Below are 15,958 nucleotides of genomic sequence, written 5' to 3' on the forward strand. Positions count from 1 at the left end.
TGTACTATCAAGATTTTGTCTTCACCATTGTATGCTTCCTCAGCAAGTTAATCACTACATAAGCACCGATCATAGCCGGGAAAAACAATAAGAACGAGCGTTGTAACAGCGTGAAGATCGGCAGTAATGCGGCTGGCACAATTCTGCCAAACAATACCGAGATACCCACCTCGGCAAATCCACTACCACCAGGACTTGGTGCAAAATAGATCATGAACTGGATAAGCACCTGGATGGAGATTACCTGGATGAGGCTGGCCTGTACCCCTAGGCCCAGTAAGATCACATATTGCAAACAATATTTGTTCAGATACAGGCAGGTGGTGATCAGCAAACTTAACGGAAACAGCGATGGGTTTTTGGTAAGAATAACACTGCAGGTTTTTTGGTAACTGCTGATGCCTTTGTAAGAACTTTCGGCCCAGCGGGTAAGCTTGGGGCGACTTTTTGGAAAGATAGATGATAAACCCGATGCCAATTTTTTGATAATGATCCCCATCCAAACCGGTTTCCAGAAAGCAAGCAAAAATGCCATAAGGAATAGCAGGAAGAAAGTGAAGCCATACTTAAGCATAGCAGGAATGATACCGCTGATTTCCCCGGTATCCATCAGCATAATAGCTACAAAACCAGCCAGCGGCATAAAAATAAGTGTAGCGCCGAGGTTGATTAGGTTAATGGCGAAGGAATCAATAAAAGATACGCCAGCACTGGTATAAACGTAAATTTGAGCAGGGCCGGCGCCGCCATGGGCCGGTGTTACTGCGCCCATAAACATATTGGCTACATTTGCCCTGAAGCTTACCCAAGCCGATACCTCAGGGTTTAGTTTGCGAATATAGATATGGTTACGCCAAGCTCCCATCGTTAAATCTGCAGCGAGCATCACAAAACAAATGGCTATGTATTTATAGGAGATATGCGTTAAAGCATTGAGTGTATTACCTGTATTGGTGTAAAAGAAAATGCCGGCAATGGTAATCACCGTTATCAGAGCAAACCATACAATACCTTTGATGATAATACCCTTGTTAAAAACCCTGTTAACTTCTTGCTTCTGTTCCTTAACAACTTCCTGCTCAGTCATTACTAATACTCAAATTTTGCCTAATATATTAAAATAATGGTTCGCCTTCAGATTTTTCAGGAGTGATACCTTTCCACTTCAGAATGGTATCGAACAGATCTGCAGTACGTGCCGGGCGGGTGGCCCAATTCTTTTGATTATAGATCAAGGGTACATGAATATGCTGGCGATGCAATGAACCGTGTGAGCCTACATGCTCCGGATATTCCCAAAAGTCCCGCAGATCATAACCCACTGCTGCACTGATTACGATATCACCCGCTCTGCGGCTTTGAAACAATTGATAGATCTGGAAAACGGCATCCGGATAATCAGTATCAAAAGTAGCTTCTAAAATACCTCTGTGGCCGTGGGCGGTAACTACACCGCCGTATTTTAACACGTCTGCTGTTAGAGGGTCATAGGTAAATACATCGTCTTTAACCGAGATTTTAGCTTTTCCATCGCGGTTGTGTACAGTAAAAGTTTGTGGGCTGTCGCCCCGGTAAATGGCAAAATCCACGGCCTCTTCTTTTATCAACTTTTCCAGCTTATCACTTCCCATAGTTGCCATGATCTCGCTTTCGCGGAGCACATGGTCGCCTTCATGGTTCAGCAAGTGGATACTTCCAAAGGAGTTACCGGAGATCATCACTGCAGATTTCGGATTACTTTTCCAGATAACAGGGTAATAAACAGATTTAAGGCCGTTGTTGGTCATCCAGTCGCCCAGGTCAAGGTGCTTGGTGGTAGGCGTAAGACCATGGTCTGATGTAAGCACAAACAAGGTATCATCCCACCAGCCTTTTTGTTCCAGCTTGGCCCTAACGGTGCCCAGGCTGTCATCAACTATTTTATATGCCTTAATTGTACGCTCATCACGAATATCATGATAATGCGAATCCCAGTCCACGCTCGGGAAGACAGCAAAGAGGAAGTCAAAATCTTTTCCGGAATTAAGCATGTCCATGATTCTATTATGACCCTGCAAATCAACCGGATGATGTATTTGTTTAAAATGTGCTTTGGTGTAAAGCCAGCCCTTTCCCTTTTTACCCAGATCGTATTCGTCCGGAACGCTGCGGGTAATCATGTTATACACATTATACGATTCGCCCATTAGCTCAAACAGCGTGGGTTTATCGGGGTGCATATCGGTATTAAACCAAGCTGCCTCGGGGCCGCAATAACTGCGCATGGCATTTTTATTCCAGCGGGTACGTTTAAATTCCTTTTTATCAAACCAGCGGATACCGGTAATATCTTGTGTACCCGGAAAATGTCCGGTAAGGAAGGGCAGGTAGGCTGGCCCTGTAGTAGATGGAAAACAAGTAGTAGCTTTACGATAAGTACCCTCGTCAATGATTCTTTTTATATTAGGAAGAATGCCCCTAGCCAACAATTCGGGTAATACTTCACTATGGGCGCCGTCTACCAAATAAAACAGCACACGCTTTTTGCTTTGTATCAAAGTAAATTATATTTGCAACAACGCCAAAATGCAGCATATGTCGTTTTCAGTCAATGGTGCAAAGGTAAAGTAATTTAATAATACAAAATAGGCCGGTCTTACCAATAAAAGTTAAAATACGTTAAGGACTTTATTGGATATGTTTTTTAATGATAGCCGAGAGATCCACCAAGTCGAATGGTTTTTTCAAATATCCATCAGCCATCCCCGCTTCAGCAATTTCTTTAATATTGCTTACTGCAGATAGAATAATAACCGGGATATTGCCAGTGGCCGGGTTAGATTTAAGCTGCTTGCTTAATTGCTGGCCATTAGCATCACTGCTCCACTCAGTAAGCCAATTATCAAGCAGAATGATATCAGGCTGATGCTGATCAATCGATTTCAATATTTTTGCATCTTCAGAAGAGATCACTTCGTACCCCTCCTCCTGAAGGAAATAAGTAACCGTATCCCTAATGTCTTTGTCATCTTCAATAACTAAAACTTTCTTAGCCATAATAGTGTCCTGGTAGGTTGTAAAATATATCTGTAATTAACGTATCGGAAAATATATATTTTAACAGTTACATTTAAATTTTGTTTACACCGCTCATTAAACTGTGCTAAATTAGACGTGTTAAAATCTTAACATCTGCAGGGCTAACCAACAAAGCCGGGGATATATGAACAAAGTATTTGTAGTGCGAAGTCTCCATGTGCATTGCTAAGGCGTCTTCATCCTTCCATTCCTCTTCAATAACGTACCGGTTGGTTTCGTCTTTATATTGGTATAGTTCGTAAGCAATACACCCTTCTTCTTTCACAGAAGCGTTAACTAATTTTTTCAATTCGGTATCTAACGCGCCCTCTGCATCTTTTTTGCAGTGCAAAGAGGCCAATAAACTAATGCTCATAAGCTGTTTTTTTAAAATAAACGGCCAACAGATATTGTTTGTTTAGCAACTAATTGTAAAATTTTTTAACCATGCCTATATGGCATTGCTAACCGGTTAACCTATAGCGCCATCCAGATTGAAACAATTGCGGCAACGGGGTTCGTAGCTTTCTTTTTCACCTAGCAAGATTTGGCTTTCATCAGGAACCAGGCGGTAAGAGTTGAGGGCGGGGCTGCCACATTTTACGCATACGGCATGCAGCTTGGTAACAGATTCGGCCATGGCCATTATTTCGGGCATCGTGCCAAATGGGCGGCCTTTAAAATCCATGTCCAAGCCTGCTACTATTACGCGTACACCACTGTTAGCCAGGGTACTTACTACCCGCGGCAGGTCCGCATCAAAAAATTGCGCTTCATCAATACCCACTACCTGTACCTTACTTCCCAAAGGCAAAATAGCAGCGGCTTTTTCTACCGCGTTTGATGGTATAGAGTTAAGATTATGAGATACAAGAGCGCTTTTATCATAACGGGTATCAGCCACGGGGCTGTAGATCTCTACATTTACTTTTGCTATCCGTGCACGGTTAACCCTCCTGATCAATTCTTCGGTTTTGCCCGAAAACATCGATCCGCAGATCACTTCTATACTCCCGCCAATCTCATTACGCCTTCTAAAAACTTCCTCGGTATACAAATCTCAAAACTTTTGTGGGGGGCTAATATCAGAATTTTATACTATTTTTGATTAGCAATTTTCCTAACAAAATAGTGATGAAGCAACAGGAAGTTTTTAAGAAGATAGGTGTAATTATACAGGAAATAAATGAACAATATGAGTACCTGCAGGGTACAGCAGAAAACCTGAACGACCTTGAACTTGAGCTATTTGTTGCCAATACGCACTTTTTAAAAGACCATGGCGAAATACTGAGAAAGCTTAACGCGATAAAAAGCCAGCCCATTACCAAAAGCAGTATTAAAGACGAACCTAAGTGGTTTGAGCCCGTTGTGCAACCCGCAAAACCTGTTGCCGCGCCTTTCAAGCCGGAGCCCGCCAAACCTGCAAATAATGAACAAATCAAATTTGAAATAATAAAGTCAGAAGATGTAGCGCCTGTTGTGGAACCTGCTGCATCGATCGATTTAAGCAGCGATACCTCCGACGGCAGCTATTCTTTTGAACGGGAAGAACCAGAAGCCATAAGACATGAATTGGTGCTGGATGAGGCTGATACCTTTGAAGACGAAGGGGAAACACCCAGCCAGGATGAGATATTGTTAACACCAGTTGCCGAAATTGAAACTAAAGAGAAGGCAACAGAGGAAGAAGCTGAACAGTTAGACGAGGTTGATGCAAAAACAGAGGTAGTTAAATACCGCAAAGAACAAACAGCCCCGGAATTGCAAATTATTGTATTGCCTGAATCTGAAAAAGCAAATGAGCCTATCAGCTGGCAGCCAGCAAAAGATGTAACCAAAAACGCTGTCGCTGAAAGTATGGAAGACATCCAGGTAGACAACTTAAAGGCCTATGTAACAGAAGAACAAACCATTGTAGCGCTTCCTGCTCATCAGGATTCGCCTGCAATTGAAGAGGATGATAAAGTACTTACCCTCAATCAACGATTATCTGCACAGCGCAAAGAACAAGCTGTTAAACCAACAGAAGCTATAGAACCACTTGCAGATATTAAATCAGCCATCAATTTAAACGACAAATTACTCTTTGTAAAAGACTTGTTTAAAGGCTATAACCTGGCATATACCGAGGCTATTGAAATAGTGAACCGCTTTAGCACCTTTGAAGAAGCCGACCGCTTCCTGAAAAATAATTACGTTACCAAAAATAACTGGGAAGCCAAAAAAGAAACCTCGGATAAGTTTTACGCGTTGTTAAAGCGGCGTTACGCTTAACATTATCTGGCGTTTATTATTCTGCGTTTGTAAAGCTGCCTGAGTATTTCATGCCGCCCGGTATCTATAACTCTGTCCATTTGGAGCAGACTGTCCTTTGTGAAGCTATAGGTATAGCTGATTTTCTGATGATTGCCGGTGGTGAAATTTAATTGGTGCTTATGCTCGTCCAATTCGTAGTTGATACCATTCTGCTCATAAGTGGTATCAATAAGTTCGGTATAACTACCATAGGCACCATAATAAGCCTTCAACTCTTTCGGCTTTTGCAAACTACCGCCTATAGATTCTGAAATAAGCGTCCATTCGTTCGGATGATGATTTAGCCAATCGCCTGTCAAAAAATTGCGCTGTGACCGATACGCCAGCAATTGATTCAACGATAAAAAACAAGCACATCCTACCAGCAAAACATTTATCAATATTTCCCAGGGTGCAAATCTCAACTTCAGCCTGCCAACCACTATCCATAAAATCGCACCTATCCTTCTACATTCAAAAACCAATATCAGGCAGTTTAACAGCAATAATACCAGGGATAGATTTTTAGTGCCTTCCCACAGGTTGAGCGCCATATTGATCAGGTATATATTTAAGGTAACTGGTAGCATTAAAATAGCACCTGCAAGCGTAGTTCGCCTGAATAATAGTAACAATGCAGGAATTAGTTCCAAAAACCCTAATAATATTTGAAACCAATCAGAATAGCCCAGAAACGCCCATGCAATATTTTTTCCGGAAACAGACTCGAGAGGACGCTGCCAAAGGGCAAATGGTAAAATGACAAATTGGGTCCTTAAAATTTTTGAAAGTGCATAAGCGATCATGCGAAGGCCCAGCAGATATCTTGCTATACCGAGATAAAGGTCCTTTTTTTTTAGGAATGCCAGAATGCTATTCATTGCAATAATGTTAGATCAGTATCCTAATGTAACTATTAATATCGGCAATAAAAGCTAAGCGTATATAATCCCCATCCGGTTACTATCCAATTTTAGCAGAATAAAAAGCAGGATGGTAAAGCTCCATAAAGATGAACCCCCATAGCTGATAAACGGTAAAGGAATACCTATAACGGGCATTACGCCTATAGCCATAGCAATATTGATGAGCACGTGGAAGAAAATAATGGATGCCACACCATATCCATAAATCCTGGAGAAGGGCGCGCGCTGCCTTTCGGCAATTAAAATGATCCTGAGCAATAAAAAAAGGTAAAGACCCAACACTACTACTGACCCTGCAAAGCCCCACTCCTCCCCAACAGTGCAAAAAATAAAATCGGTACTTTGAGCAGGTACAAAAGCATATTTGGTTTGTGTGCCCTGTAAATAACCTTTCCCGAACACCCTGCCGGAACCGATAGCAATCTTAGCCTGGTTTTGGTTATAACCTACGCCCCTGTTATCCTTGGTAAGCCCAAGCACTACATCAATACGTTTCTTTTGGTGCGGCTTTAGTACATGATCATACAAAGGTTTCACACCAAAAACAAATGCTATACTAATAGCGGCCCCAATAATGATCTTGAAAACCAACGGCCTGTTACGCTTAATAGAAAGCACAATAAGGCTGGTAACAGCTATAATTGCTATCACTACATAAAAATGATTCAGCAATAGCGATGACACAAAAAGGGTGATTAGCAGCCCTATTACAATTAAAAAGTATGGTGAAAGCCCCTCCCTGTACAACACAAATATCAGCGAACAAAACACCAGTGTAGAGCCATCATCCGGCTGCATCTTAATCAGCAACATAGGCAGCAGGATAATGCCACCCGCTATGAGGAATGATTTTGGATCTGTTACCTTAACATTGGTTGCGCTCAGGTATCGCGCCAGCAGCAAACAGGTTGCAAATTTTGCAAATTCGGAGGGTTGGAGCCTGAAACCGCCGCCTATGTTTATCCAGGCCTGGTTTCCCCCAACGTTTCTGCCGACGACCAGCACAACCAGTAGCAGCAACACCGTAATGATATACACAGCCGGTGCCAGTGCCGATAAGAACTGGCTCTCTAACAACAAAATAACGGTAGCTAAAACAAGCGCCGTCAAAATAAACACGAATTGTTTACCGTACTCCGTATCCAGATCGATGATACTGGGATTATTTTCATCAAAAACTGCGGCATGAATATTAAACCAGCCAATAATGCAAAGGCACACGTAAATCAATACCGTTAGCCAATCTACATTTAAAAAAAAGCTGCGCTGCTGATTATTGCTCATCTTCCTTTCGTTTTGGCAACATAGCAGTAGGCTTAGCTAAAGGCTCTTTTTTTACAGGTAGGTTTGATGCCGCCTTCAATTTGAGGTTAGCTAAAGAATCAGCTTTTATTTTTTTCAAACTATCAGCTATATGTATTTTCCTTTTTTCTGCAGGCGTTAATGTTACTGCCGGCATCAGGTTAGCATTCATATAATATTCCGGATAAATGCCGGACGGCCTCGTGGTGATGGTATCTTTCAAATACTTTTCAACAATAAAGCTGGCAATAGGCGCCGCCCAGGTAGCCCCCTGACCGGAATTTTCAACAATTACCGCAATTGCAATTTTAGGATTATCGCGCGGAGCAAAGGCAACAAATACAGAGTTGTCACCCTTATTTTTCACTTCCGCCGTTCCGGTTTTACCGCACATGATGATGCCCGGGATTTTTGACCCGGCGGCCGTACCCACATCCACCACACTTTGCATACCAGATATTGCGGGTGCAAAATACTGCGAATCTACACCCACGTAATTACGCACCGTATATTCATGCTTAATTACCTGCTTATCGCCAATGGCCCTGATGAGGTGAGGATTATAATAAAATCCGCGATTGGCTATCGTAGCTTCAATGTTGGCCAATTGCAGCGGTGTTGCGGCTAACTCGCCCTGGCCAATACCTAAGGAAATAACGGTGCTCGAGCGCCATCCGCCTTTGCGGTACAACTTGTCGTAAAAAGATGCTTTGGGCAAATAACCTTTTCCTTCGCCCGGCAAATCCAAATCCAGGCGTTTACCTAGCCCAAACTTACTCACACTATTCCGCCAGCTAGTAAAGCTGGTATCGGTTTTACGGGGACCATTACGGTTGATCAGTTTCTCAAATACCATATCAAAATACCCATTACAGGAATGCGCTATGGCTTCGCTCAACGTAACATTACCGTGCACCTCGCCATGGAAACACTTAATCTTGCGATTGCCGGCTATGTAATAACCCCTGCAATAATAGGCTGTTTGCGGTGTTATCAAGCCCTCTTGCATGGCGATCAAAGCACTTAGCGGTTTAAAGGAAGAACCCGGCGGGTAATACGCCTGGGTCGGTCGGATAAAAAATGGTTTGTGTGGATCTTTATAAAGTGCAGCTGCATTATTGCCGCGCTCTTTGCCAACCAACAGGTTGGGGTCATAGGTAGGGCTGCTCACAAAGCACAGGATCTCACCGGTGGATGGTTCGATCGCTACGATGCTGCCAACCTTTTTACGCATCAATTCTTCCCCAAGCTTCTGGATCCGCATATCAAGCGAAGAAACCAAACGTTCACCCGCCACTGCACTGGTATCGAAAGCGCCGTTGGCATAAGAGCCCTTATTGGTATTGCGCGAATCTACCATCATGTTTTGTACACCGCGCTGGCCTCGCAATGCGGTTTCGTAAGATTTCTCAACACCGGTTATACCAATATAATCACCGGGTGTGTAGTAACCGCCTGATCTTTTAATTATAGGGTCGGTAACTTCACCGATATAACCCAAAAACTGCGCTGCTGAAGAATCAGGGTATTTACGAATAGGGCGCTGCAATGGAAAAAAACCCGGAAATTCTGAATACCGCTCCTGAAAAGCCGCATAAAGTTGGGGCGAAAGTTGTTTTTCAAAAACGGAGGCCCGCCATGGGGAATACTTTTTGGCTTTGACAATCCGCTTATCATAGCCTTCCCTGTCGATACCTAAAAGCTTGCAGAATTCTACGGTATCAAATGGTTTTACCTGCTTAGGGATCACCATAATATCGTAAACAGATTCGCTCTGCACCATTATTTTACCATGCCTGTCGGTTATAGGGCCCCTGGCAGGGTACTGGATCATTTTACGGATAACATTTTGGCTGGCGTAAAGGGCATACCGGTCATCAACCACCTGGATATAAAACAAGCGGCTCAGCAGAATTAAAATAAAAGCTATAAAAATGCCGGCAACAACGTACCGCCGTCCAAAAAAGATATTCATTTACGCTCTTTACTTTTGAAAAACAACAATCCAGAAACCAACATTAAAAATACGGTTAATATTGAACTTAATAAAAAGCGACTTAGTGTGTATTGAATTTCCGAAAAGTGAAATACCTCCAGGTTGAAAAGGAAAAAGTGATGGACTGCAGTAAGGATCAGCGCATATGAAAAAAACCACCGGAAACCCATAATACGAAGTGTCGGTTCCGGCTCATTGTCAAAACCATCCTTCTGTACGGTTATACTAATGAATAGCACTCTTATCAGCGCTAAAAAAACACATGCCGCAGCATGTAAACCCGGGGTATCGTAAAACATATCGATAACTATTCCCAAGATAAAAGATAGTAAAAACAATACTATATTAGGTGTTTCGAAGGGTAGTAAAAGAATAAAAAGGATATATAAATAGGGAGTACTCAAATCATATAGCGCCACGTTTTTTAGCAGAAATACCTGCAAAAAAACCAGCGTTACAAAACGGATTAAGTTTACCAGGATTATTCTACTCATCTTTCTTCTCCTGGGCCTCCAGTCCCGCTTGTTCGGTAGCCATTTTGTTATTTACCACGTAAACATATTCCAGTTTACCAAAATCAACAGCAAAGTTTATCTCCATATTGAGATAAAGCCCCACGCCTTTTGCATTTAGCTTAGCAACCTTACCAATTGGGATCCCTGCCGGAAAAAGCGACAACTGCGATGTTACCACCAGCTCGCCAATTTTAGGCTGCGCACTGTTAGATACATCCACCAGCAAACCCTTTTTAGGATCAAGATTATCGCCCCATTCGGTGTACCCTATTTCTTTTGTGCCGGCAAGCATAGAGCTAAAACGTGTATCCTTGTGGAGCATGGATTGCACGATGGACAAGTGCTCGCCCACATAAACAACCTTGCCCACAACCCCCGTACCGGATATTACACCCATGCCTTTGGCCACGCCATCTTTACTGCCACGGGCAATCGTTAAATAGTTATTTCGCTTATTTACCGAGTTGTTAATCACCTTTGCATCAATATATTCGTATTGCTGCTTATAAATAGTATCGTTAACTACATGCCGGCCAACGGTATCCAAATATTTTGATGATCTGAGCTGGTTTCTCAGCAAGGCATTTTCCCGGGCCAAACTATCATTTACTTCTCTCAGTGAAAGGTATCCTTTAAATTCATCAGACCGAGCGTAAAATTCGCTGGTAAACTTATTAGTACTGTTGATGAAACTGGCCTTTTGAAAAGAATTGTACTTAATATAGATAATAAGCGAGATGATCTCGAAAATGAGAAATAAAAAGAATGCGTTGTACTTATTAATGAAACTCCAGAGGTTACGCATGCTTGGGAGGTTTGAAAGCTGAGTCGGGATATCAAGAACCGGGAATCAGGAAAAGACTTTCTTGGTTCTTGATTCTTGATATCTAATGTCTCTTCTCTATTGCATTAAGAACTTAAAGTTACCAATATTTTTAAGGGCTGTGCCGGTACCCCGTACTACCGCGCGAAGCGGATCTTCGGCAACGTGCACCGGTAATTTTGTTTTGGCAGCAACGCGCTTATCAAGGCCGCGCAACAATGCACCACCACCAGTAAGGTAAATACCCGTTTGATAGATATCCGCAGAGAGCTCCGGGGGCGTTATCTCTAATGCTTTCAAAATCGCTTCTTCAATTTTAGAAATTGATTTATCAAGACAATGAGCTATTTCGGTGTAAGAAACGGTAATTTGTTTTGGCACACCGGTCATTAAATCACGGCCCTGTACAGCAAAATCTGCAGGTGGTTCCGATAATTCCGGTAAAGCAGCACCAACTTCTATTTTAATCTTCTCCGCAGTACGGTCGCCTATCATGATATTATGCTGGCGGCGGATGTATTGTACAATATCCGAGTCGAAGTTATCCCCCGCTACGCGGATCGACTGGTCGCAAACGATACCCGACAATGCAATAACCGCAATCTCGGTAGTACCACCGCCAATATCGATAATCATGTTACCCATAGGTTCTTCTACGTCGATGCCGATACCCACGGCTGCTGCCATTGGTTCATAGATCAGGTATACTTCTTTGGCACCGGCAATTTCGGCGCTGTCACGTACAGCCCGTTTCTCCACTTCGGTAATACCCGATGGAATACAGATCACCATCCGCAGTGAAGGAAAAAACCACCCTTTACCCTGGTTGATCATTTTGATCATCCCGCGGATCATCAGTTCGGCAGCGTTAAAATCGGCAATTACACCATCTTTAAGCGGGCGAACAGTACGGATGTTATCATGGGTTTTACCCTCCATTTGCATGGCCTGGCGGCCAATGGCAATAACTTTATTAGTTGTACGGTCAAAAGCAACTATTGATGGTTCATCAACAACAACTTTATCATTATGTATAATGAGGGTATTGGCAGTACCCAAATCTATGGCGATCTCTTGAGTGAAAAAATTAAATAAACCCATGTGGCGTTATTTCAAATATTTTGCAAAGTTAATAATAATGACTACGATTTTTAACGAATATGTTAAGTCCGGTGCGAATTGCAAGAATTAAAACTCTAATAGTTAATAACTCCTGTTTTTAGTAATTCGTGCCTTTGCGCTCGTTTTATTCTTATTTTGTTTCGTGTAATTTCGTCTTAATTTATCGCATAAACATCATTTACTTTTAGTAAATGTGTATTTAACCCTAATTGGTATCGATTTATAATTGCTCCTGCTATTTAACCAGTATGGCGTTGCCTCCGGCACGGGTTATCCGCTCATACTGCACAGGCATTAGCCACAGGCCGATATCCGCTGCTACCCCTAACGCGCAACGCTACCAACTAATAAATCAGCTACTTGATTTTTCCTCGCGCACCGTTCGTTGCCCGTTAACTTTAGTGCTTAAAGTGCCTCACCCCTGTGGTAACCATAGCAATGCCCTTTTGGTTACACATGTTAACCGAGTCCTGATCTTTAATAGAACCACCCGGTTGTAATACCGCCGAAATACCTGCATCCGCAGCTATTTCAACGCAATCCGGAAAAGGGAAAAAAGCATCAGACGCCATTACTGCACCATTTAGATCAAAGCCAAAGCTTTCAGCTTTAATAATAGCTTGTTTTAACGAATCTACACGCGACGTTTGGCCTACACCACTTGCCATTAACTGGTTATTTTTAGCGAATACTATGGTATTAGATTTAGTATGTTTAACCACCTTATTAGCAAAATAAAGGTCTTTCAACTCTTCGGCAGTAGCAGCCTTATCGGTAACCGATTTCATTTGGTCAGGGCCTTCTACAACCAGGTCCTTGTCCTGCTCAATAACGCCGTTTAGTAAAGTTTTAAATTGCTTCAGTGGCAACTCAACCACATTACGGATCAAAACGATCCTGTTCTTTTTGGCCGACAAAATTGCGATAGCCTCATCAGTATAAGCCGGTGCAATCAGCACTTCGTAAAAAATCTTATCGATCTCCGTTGCGGTTGCTGCATCAACTTCTCCGTTGGTGATCAGTACACCGCCGAATGCCGATACCGGGTCACAAGCTAAAGCATCTATCCATGCCTCTTTAACAAAAGAGCGTGAAGCGATACCGCAAGCATTTGTATGTTTTAAAATAGCAAAAGTTGGGTCGGTAAACTCATCGATCAATGCCACCGCTGCATCAACATCCACCAAATTATTGTAGGATAATTCCTTGCCGTTCAGCTTAGTGAACATGGCATCCAGGTTACCGTAAAACGTACCTTTTTGATGCGGGTTTTCTCCGTAGCGTAAAGTCTGGCTGGTTTGAATGCTTTGTTTAAAAACAGGCATTGGTTCCGTCTGGTCGAAATATTGAAAAATATGAGTATCGTAGTTGGATGATATATTAAAAGCTTTTTGGGCGAAAGTTCGGCGCTGATCAATAGTGGTTGCACCTTCCTGGCTTTTCAGCATTTCTTCCAGCATGCCGTAATCGTCCTTAGAGGCCACGATCACTACATCTTTAAAGTTTTTGGCTGCCGCACGGATCAATGAGATGCCGCCGATATCTATTTTCTCTATGATATCTTCCTGGCCTGCACCAGAGTTTACAGTTTCCTCAAACGGGTAAAGATCAACGATGACCAGGTCTATCTCCGGTATTTCATATTGTGCCAGCTGCTGATGGTCACTCTCCAAGCCACGGCGCGATAAAATACCACCGAAAACCTTCGGGTGCAGGGTTTTTACGCGGCCACCCAATATAGACGGGTAAGAGGTAAGATCCTCAACGGCTATCACATCAACCCCCAAATCACGGATAAAAGTTTCGGTACCACCGGTTGAATAAATATTAACTCCAAGTCGGTTCAGCTCGTGAATAATCGGCTCGAGGTTATCTTTGTAATAAACGGAAATAAGGGCATTTTTTATTTGAACAGACTGGCTCATCAGCGGTGCGTTTTTTGAGCCGCAAAGGTATGAATTACAGATTAGAGATCAGCGTTTTGTAATTAGTTTTTTTCAAATGGATAATGGCGTGTAATTTAATTTCTAGCGGGAAAAATCAAATACTGTAGCATTTTTCGTTGTGACTGCGTATTGTTAAAAAGGCCTATTATGAAATACCTCCTCAAAAGTTCATTGGTTATAACGGTACTGCTGGTACTATTGGCCGCATGTTCAAAAGACTATAGCCCAAAAAACAAAAAACCGAATGCATCGCTAACGGGCAAATGGACCTATATCGGCAGTAAACAAAGCAATGGCGGGCCACAATATTTTGTTCCTGCAAAAAACAGCAACGATTACCTGCAACTAAATGCAGATGGATCGATGACCTGGACACCCGCTAATGTGTATAAAAAATACACCATTAAAGATAGTGTGACGATCACCATGACCTATGCCGATGGCAGCAATTACGAAGATTATTTTTTTCGGATAGAAGGCAATTCGTTATCTCTCGGACCAAAAGGACCGGTTATTTGCATAGAAGGTTGCTCTGATCTTTTTGTGAAAAAGTAAAAGATTAGCGGTTACAGGTGAATATCCCATCCATTCGGATTTTTTCTGGTCGACTAGATTATTTTTTATTAGCCTTAGCTTTCAAATAATTCAGATAACCGTTTAGCATTTAGCTGATTTCTTCACAGTCATACATACAAGACCGATAAGTATTTTCATCAATTAATTTGGTGTCCAAAGCTATTATGAGATGATCCATAAAATCACCAATATTAGTTTTTATAATTTTATTTTAACTAAACGCTAACCTCCGGTGTTTAATCTCCAAAATTAGCTCCGCATCTTCTTCAATAAAGTCTCAATCACCTTCGGAAAATGCATATGTTCTAATTGCTGCACTTTAAATTTCACCATCTCCAAATTATCACCGGGCTCTATTTTAAACCGCGATTGGTGGATGATCTCGCCCTCGTCAAACTGGGTGTTGGCAAAGTGAATGGTAATGCCCGATTCTTCTTCACCGGCGGCTAAAACAGCTTTATGTACGTTATCGCCATACATCCCCTTACCGCCAAATTTGGGCAGCAGCGCAGGGTGCAGGTTAATGATCTTATTAGGGAAAGCGCTCAACAAACTTGGCGGCACCAGCCACAGGAAACCGGCCAGTACAATAATATCTACCTGCAGGTTTTTAAGCAGGGCAATAACGTCGTCGGTATCATAAAACTCCCGGCGGGTAAATACATGCGAGGGAATCTCGAAATTATCGGCCCGCTGTAAAACGTATGCTTGCGGGTTATTAGTCAATATCAATACAACTTCAGCGTCGGCGTTACGCTTAAAATGCTCCATTATCTTTTGAGCATTGGACCCTGATCCTGAAGCAAAAATGGCAATTCTCTTTTTCAAAATAACTAATGGGTTTTATGCTGCAAAATATAAAAATTAAACAAATTATCGATTAACAACCTTTTGCCGTATAAAACCATAGCGGAAAATCACCCGCGGCTGGTTGGCGGCGTAATAAGGCTGTATATCCCCCGTTTGCAGCACCAGGGAATACTCTCCCAGGTTAACAATCTGCGAGTTTAAAAAAGGTTTTGAAGTACCGCTACCAGTAATGGTATCCTGGCAGGTGATATCGGCAACTAAAGTTATTTTAGTGTCGCTAAGTTTCCATGTGCCGTTTGCTGTAGGCTGCGGCTTGCAGTCAAAGTTGGTATAAGTACAGCTGCCATCCTTAAAAAACTTAAACATCTGGGACGTATCGCAGTTAGTATTAAGCGTATCAACGGATATCTGGCTATCGCCTATGTTATGATAAACCAACAGCGAAGCCAGTTCCCATTGCCCTGTTGTTAACAAGCTGGGGATATTGCTCTTATCTTCTTTTTTACAAGAGTTAACTGCCATAGCAAATAGCAGCAGCACCGGCAAAAACCATAAACTTAGTTTTTTCTTCATTTGTTAATAACAGC

Annotated in this window: 15 protein-coding genes and 1 pseudogene; 2 read left to right on the forward strand and 14 right to left on the reverse strand. The window is 42.3% G+C overall.

Annotated elements, in window-relative coordinates; genetic code table 11:
- Window positions 1-7 precede the first annotated feature (7 nt).
- The 5 genes from A0256_23895 to A0256_23915 form a co-directional block, all read right to left on the reverse strand.
- The gene (locus tag A0256_23895; GenBank protein AMR34276.1) at window positions 8-1,087 is read right to left on the reverse strand and encodes a hypothetical protein; all 1,080 of its coding nucleotides are present in this window, start codon (window positions 1,085-1,087) and stop codon (window positions 8-10) included.
- Window positions 1,088-1,115: 28 nt separating this feature from the next.
- Window positions 1,116-2,537: a hypothetical protein gene (locus A0256_23900; GenBank protein ID AMR34277.1), complete on the reverse strand. Its 1,422-nt coding sequence runs from the start codon at window positions 2,535-2,537 to the stop codon at window positions 1,116-1,118.
- Between the two features lie 130 nt (window positions 2,538-2,667).
- A complete protein-coding gene (locus tag A0256_23905) occupies window positions 2,668-3,036 on the reverse strand; it encodes a hypothetical protein (protein ID AMR34278.1) in 369 nt (122 codons plus the stop codon).
- A 106-nt stretch (window positions 3,037-3,142) separates the two neighbouring features.
- Window positions 3,143-3,433 (reverse strand): hypothetical protein, encoded by a 291-nt coding sequence (locus A0256_23910; GenBank protein ID AMR34279.1) that lies wholly within the window; start codon window positions 3,431-3,433, stop codon window positions 3,143-3,145.
- A 96-nt stretch (window positions 3,434-3,529) separates the two neighbouring features.
- Entirely contained in the window at window positions 3,530-4,114 is a 585-nt protein-coding gene (locus A0256_23915; GenBank protein AMR34280.1) for a thymidine kinase, read from the reverse strand.
- Between the two features lie 77 nt (window positions 4,115-4,191).
- On the opposite strand from A0256_23915, the gene A0256_23920 reads away from it, so the two are divergent.
- Window positions 4,192-5,334, forward strand: a complete 1,143-nt coding sequence (locus A0256_23920) for a hypothetical protein (GenBank protein ID AMR34281.1) — start codon at window positions 4,192-4,194, stop codon at window positions 5,332-5,334.
- 2 nt (window positions 5,335-5,336) lie between these two features.
- Here the strand turns inward: A0256_23920 and A0256_23925 are convergent, their stop codons facing one another.
- From A0256_23925 to A0256_23955, 7 genes and pseudogenes are all read right to left on the reverse strand, one after another.
- Entirely contained in the window at window positions 5,337-6,236 is a 900-nt protein-coding gene (locus tag A0256_23925; protein AMR34282.1) for a hypothetical protein, read from the reverse strand.
- A 54-nt stretch (window positions 6,237-6,290) separates the two neighbouring features.
- Window positions 6,291-7,565 (reverse strand): rod shape-determining protein RodA, encoded by a 1,275-nt coding sequence (locus tag A0256_23930; GenBank protein AMR34283.1) that lies wholly within the window; start codon window positions 7,563-7,565, stop codon window positions 6,291-6,293.
- A gap of 103 nt (window positions 7,566-7,668) precedes the next feature.
- A pseudogene (locus A0256_23935) lies at window positions 7,669-9,558 on the reverse strand (penicillin-binding protein 2).
- Window positions 9,555-10,073, reverse strand: coding sequence for a rod shape-determining protein MreD (locus A0256_23940; protein ID AMR34284.1), 519 nt, complete (start codon window positions 10,071-10,073; stop codon window positions 9,555-9,557). Before A0256_23940 ends, A0256_23935 begins: the two are co-directional and overlap by 4 nt.
- Window positions 10,066-10,899, reverse strand: coding sequence for a hypothetical protein (locus tag A0256_23945; protein AMR34285.1), 834 nt, complete (start codon window positions 10,897-10,899; stop codon window positions 10,066-10,068). The genes A0256_23940 and A0256_23945 overlap by 8 nt, the downstream gene beginning before the upstream one ends.
- A 96-nt stretch (window positions 10,900-10,995) precedes the next feature.
- On the reverse strand, window positions 10,996-12,018 hold the full coding sequence (locus tag A0256_23950; protein ID AMR34286.1) for a rod shape-determining protein: 1,023 nt from the start codon (window positions 12,016-12,018) through the stop codon (window positions 10,996-10,998).
- 419 nt (window positions 12,019-12,437) lie between these two features.
- Complete coding sequence (locus A0256_23955) at window positions 12,438-13,964, reverse strand: bifunctional phosphoribosylaminoimidazolecarboxamide formyltransferase/inosine monophosphate cyclohydrolase (protein AMR34287.1); 1,527 nt, start codon at window positions 13,962-13,964, stop codon at window positions 12,438-12,440.
- 168 nt (window positions 13,965-14,132) lie between these two features.
- Here A0256_23955 and A0256_23960 point away from each other — a divergent pair, with 168 nt between their 5' ends.
- Complete coding sequence (locus A0256_23960) at window positions 14,133-14,540, forward strand: hypothetical protein (GenBank protein ID AMR34288.1); 408 nt, start codon at window positions 14,133-14,135, stop codon at window positions 14,538-14,540.
- A 270-nt stretch (window positions 14,541-14,810) separates the two neighbouring features.
- Here the strand turns inward: A0256_23960 and A0256_23965 are convergent, their stop codons facing one another.
- Window positions 14,811-15,389: a phosphoribosylglycinamide formyltransferase gene (locus A0256_23965; GenBank protein ID AMR34289.1), complete on the reverse strand. Its 579-nt coding sequence runs from the start codon at window positions 15,387-15,389 to the stop codon at window positions 14,811-14,813.
- 45 nt (window positions 15,390-15,434) lie between these two features.
- Complete coding sequence (locus tag A0256_23970) at window positions 15,435-15,944, reverse strand: hypothetical protein (GenBank protein AMR34290.1); 510 nt, start codon at window positions 15,942-15,944, stop codon at window positions 15,435-15,437.
- Between the last annotated feature and the right edge of the window lie 14 nt (window positions 15,945-15,958).

The organism is Mucilaginibacter sp. PAMC 26640 (genome assembly GCA_001596135.1).
Lineage (GTDB): Bacteria > Bacteroidota > Bacteroidia > Sphingobacteriales > Sphingobacteriaceae > Mucilaginibacter.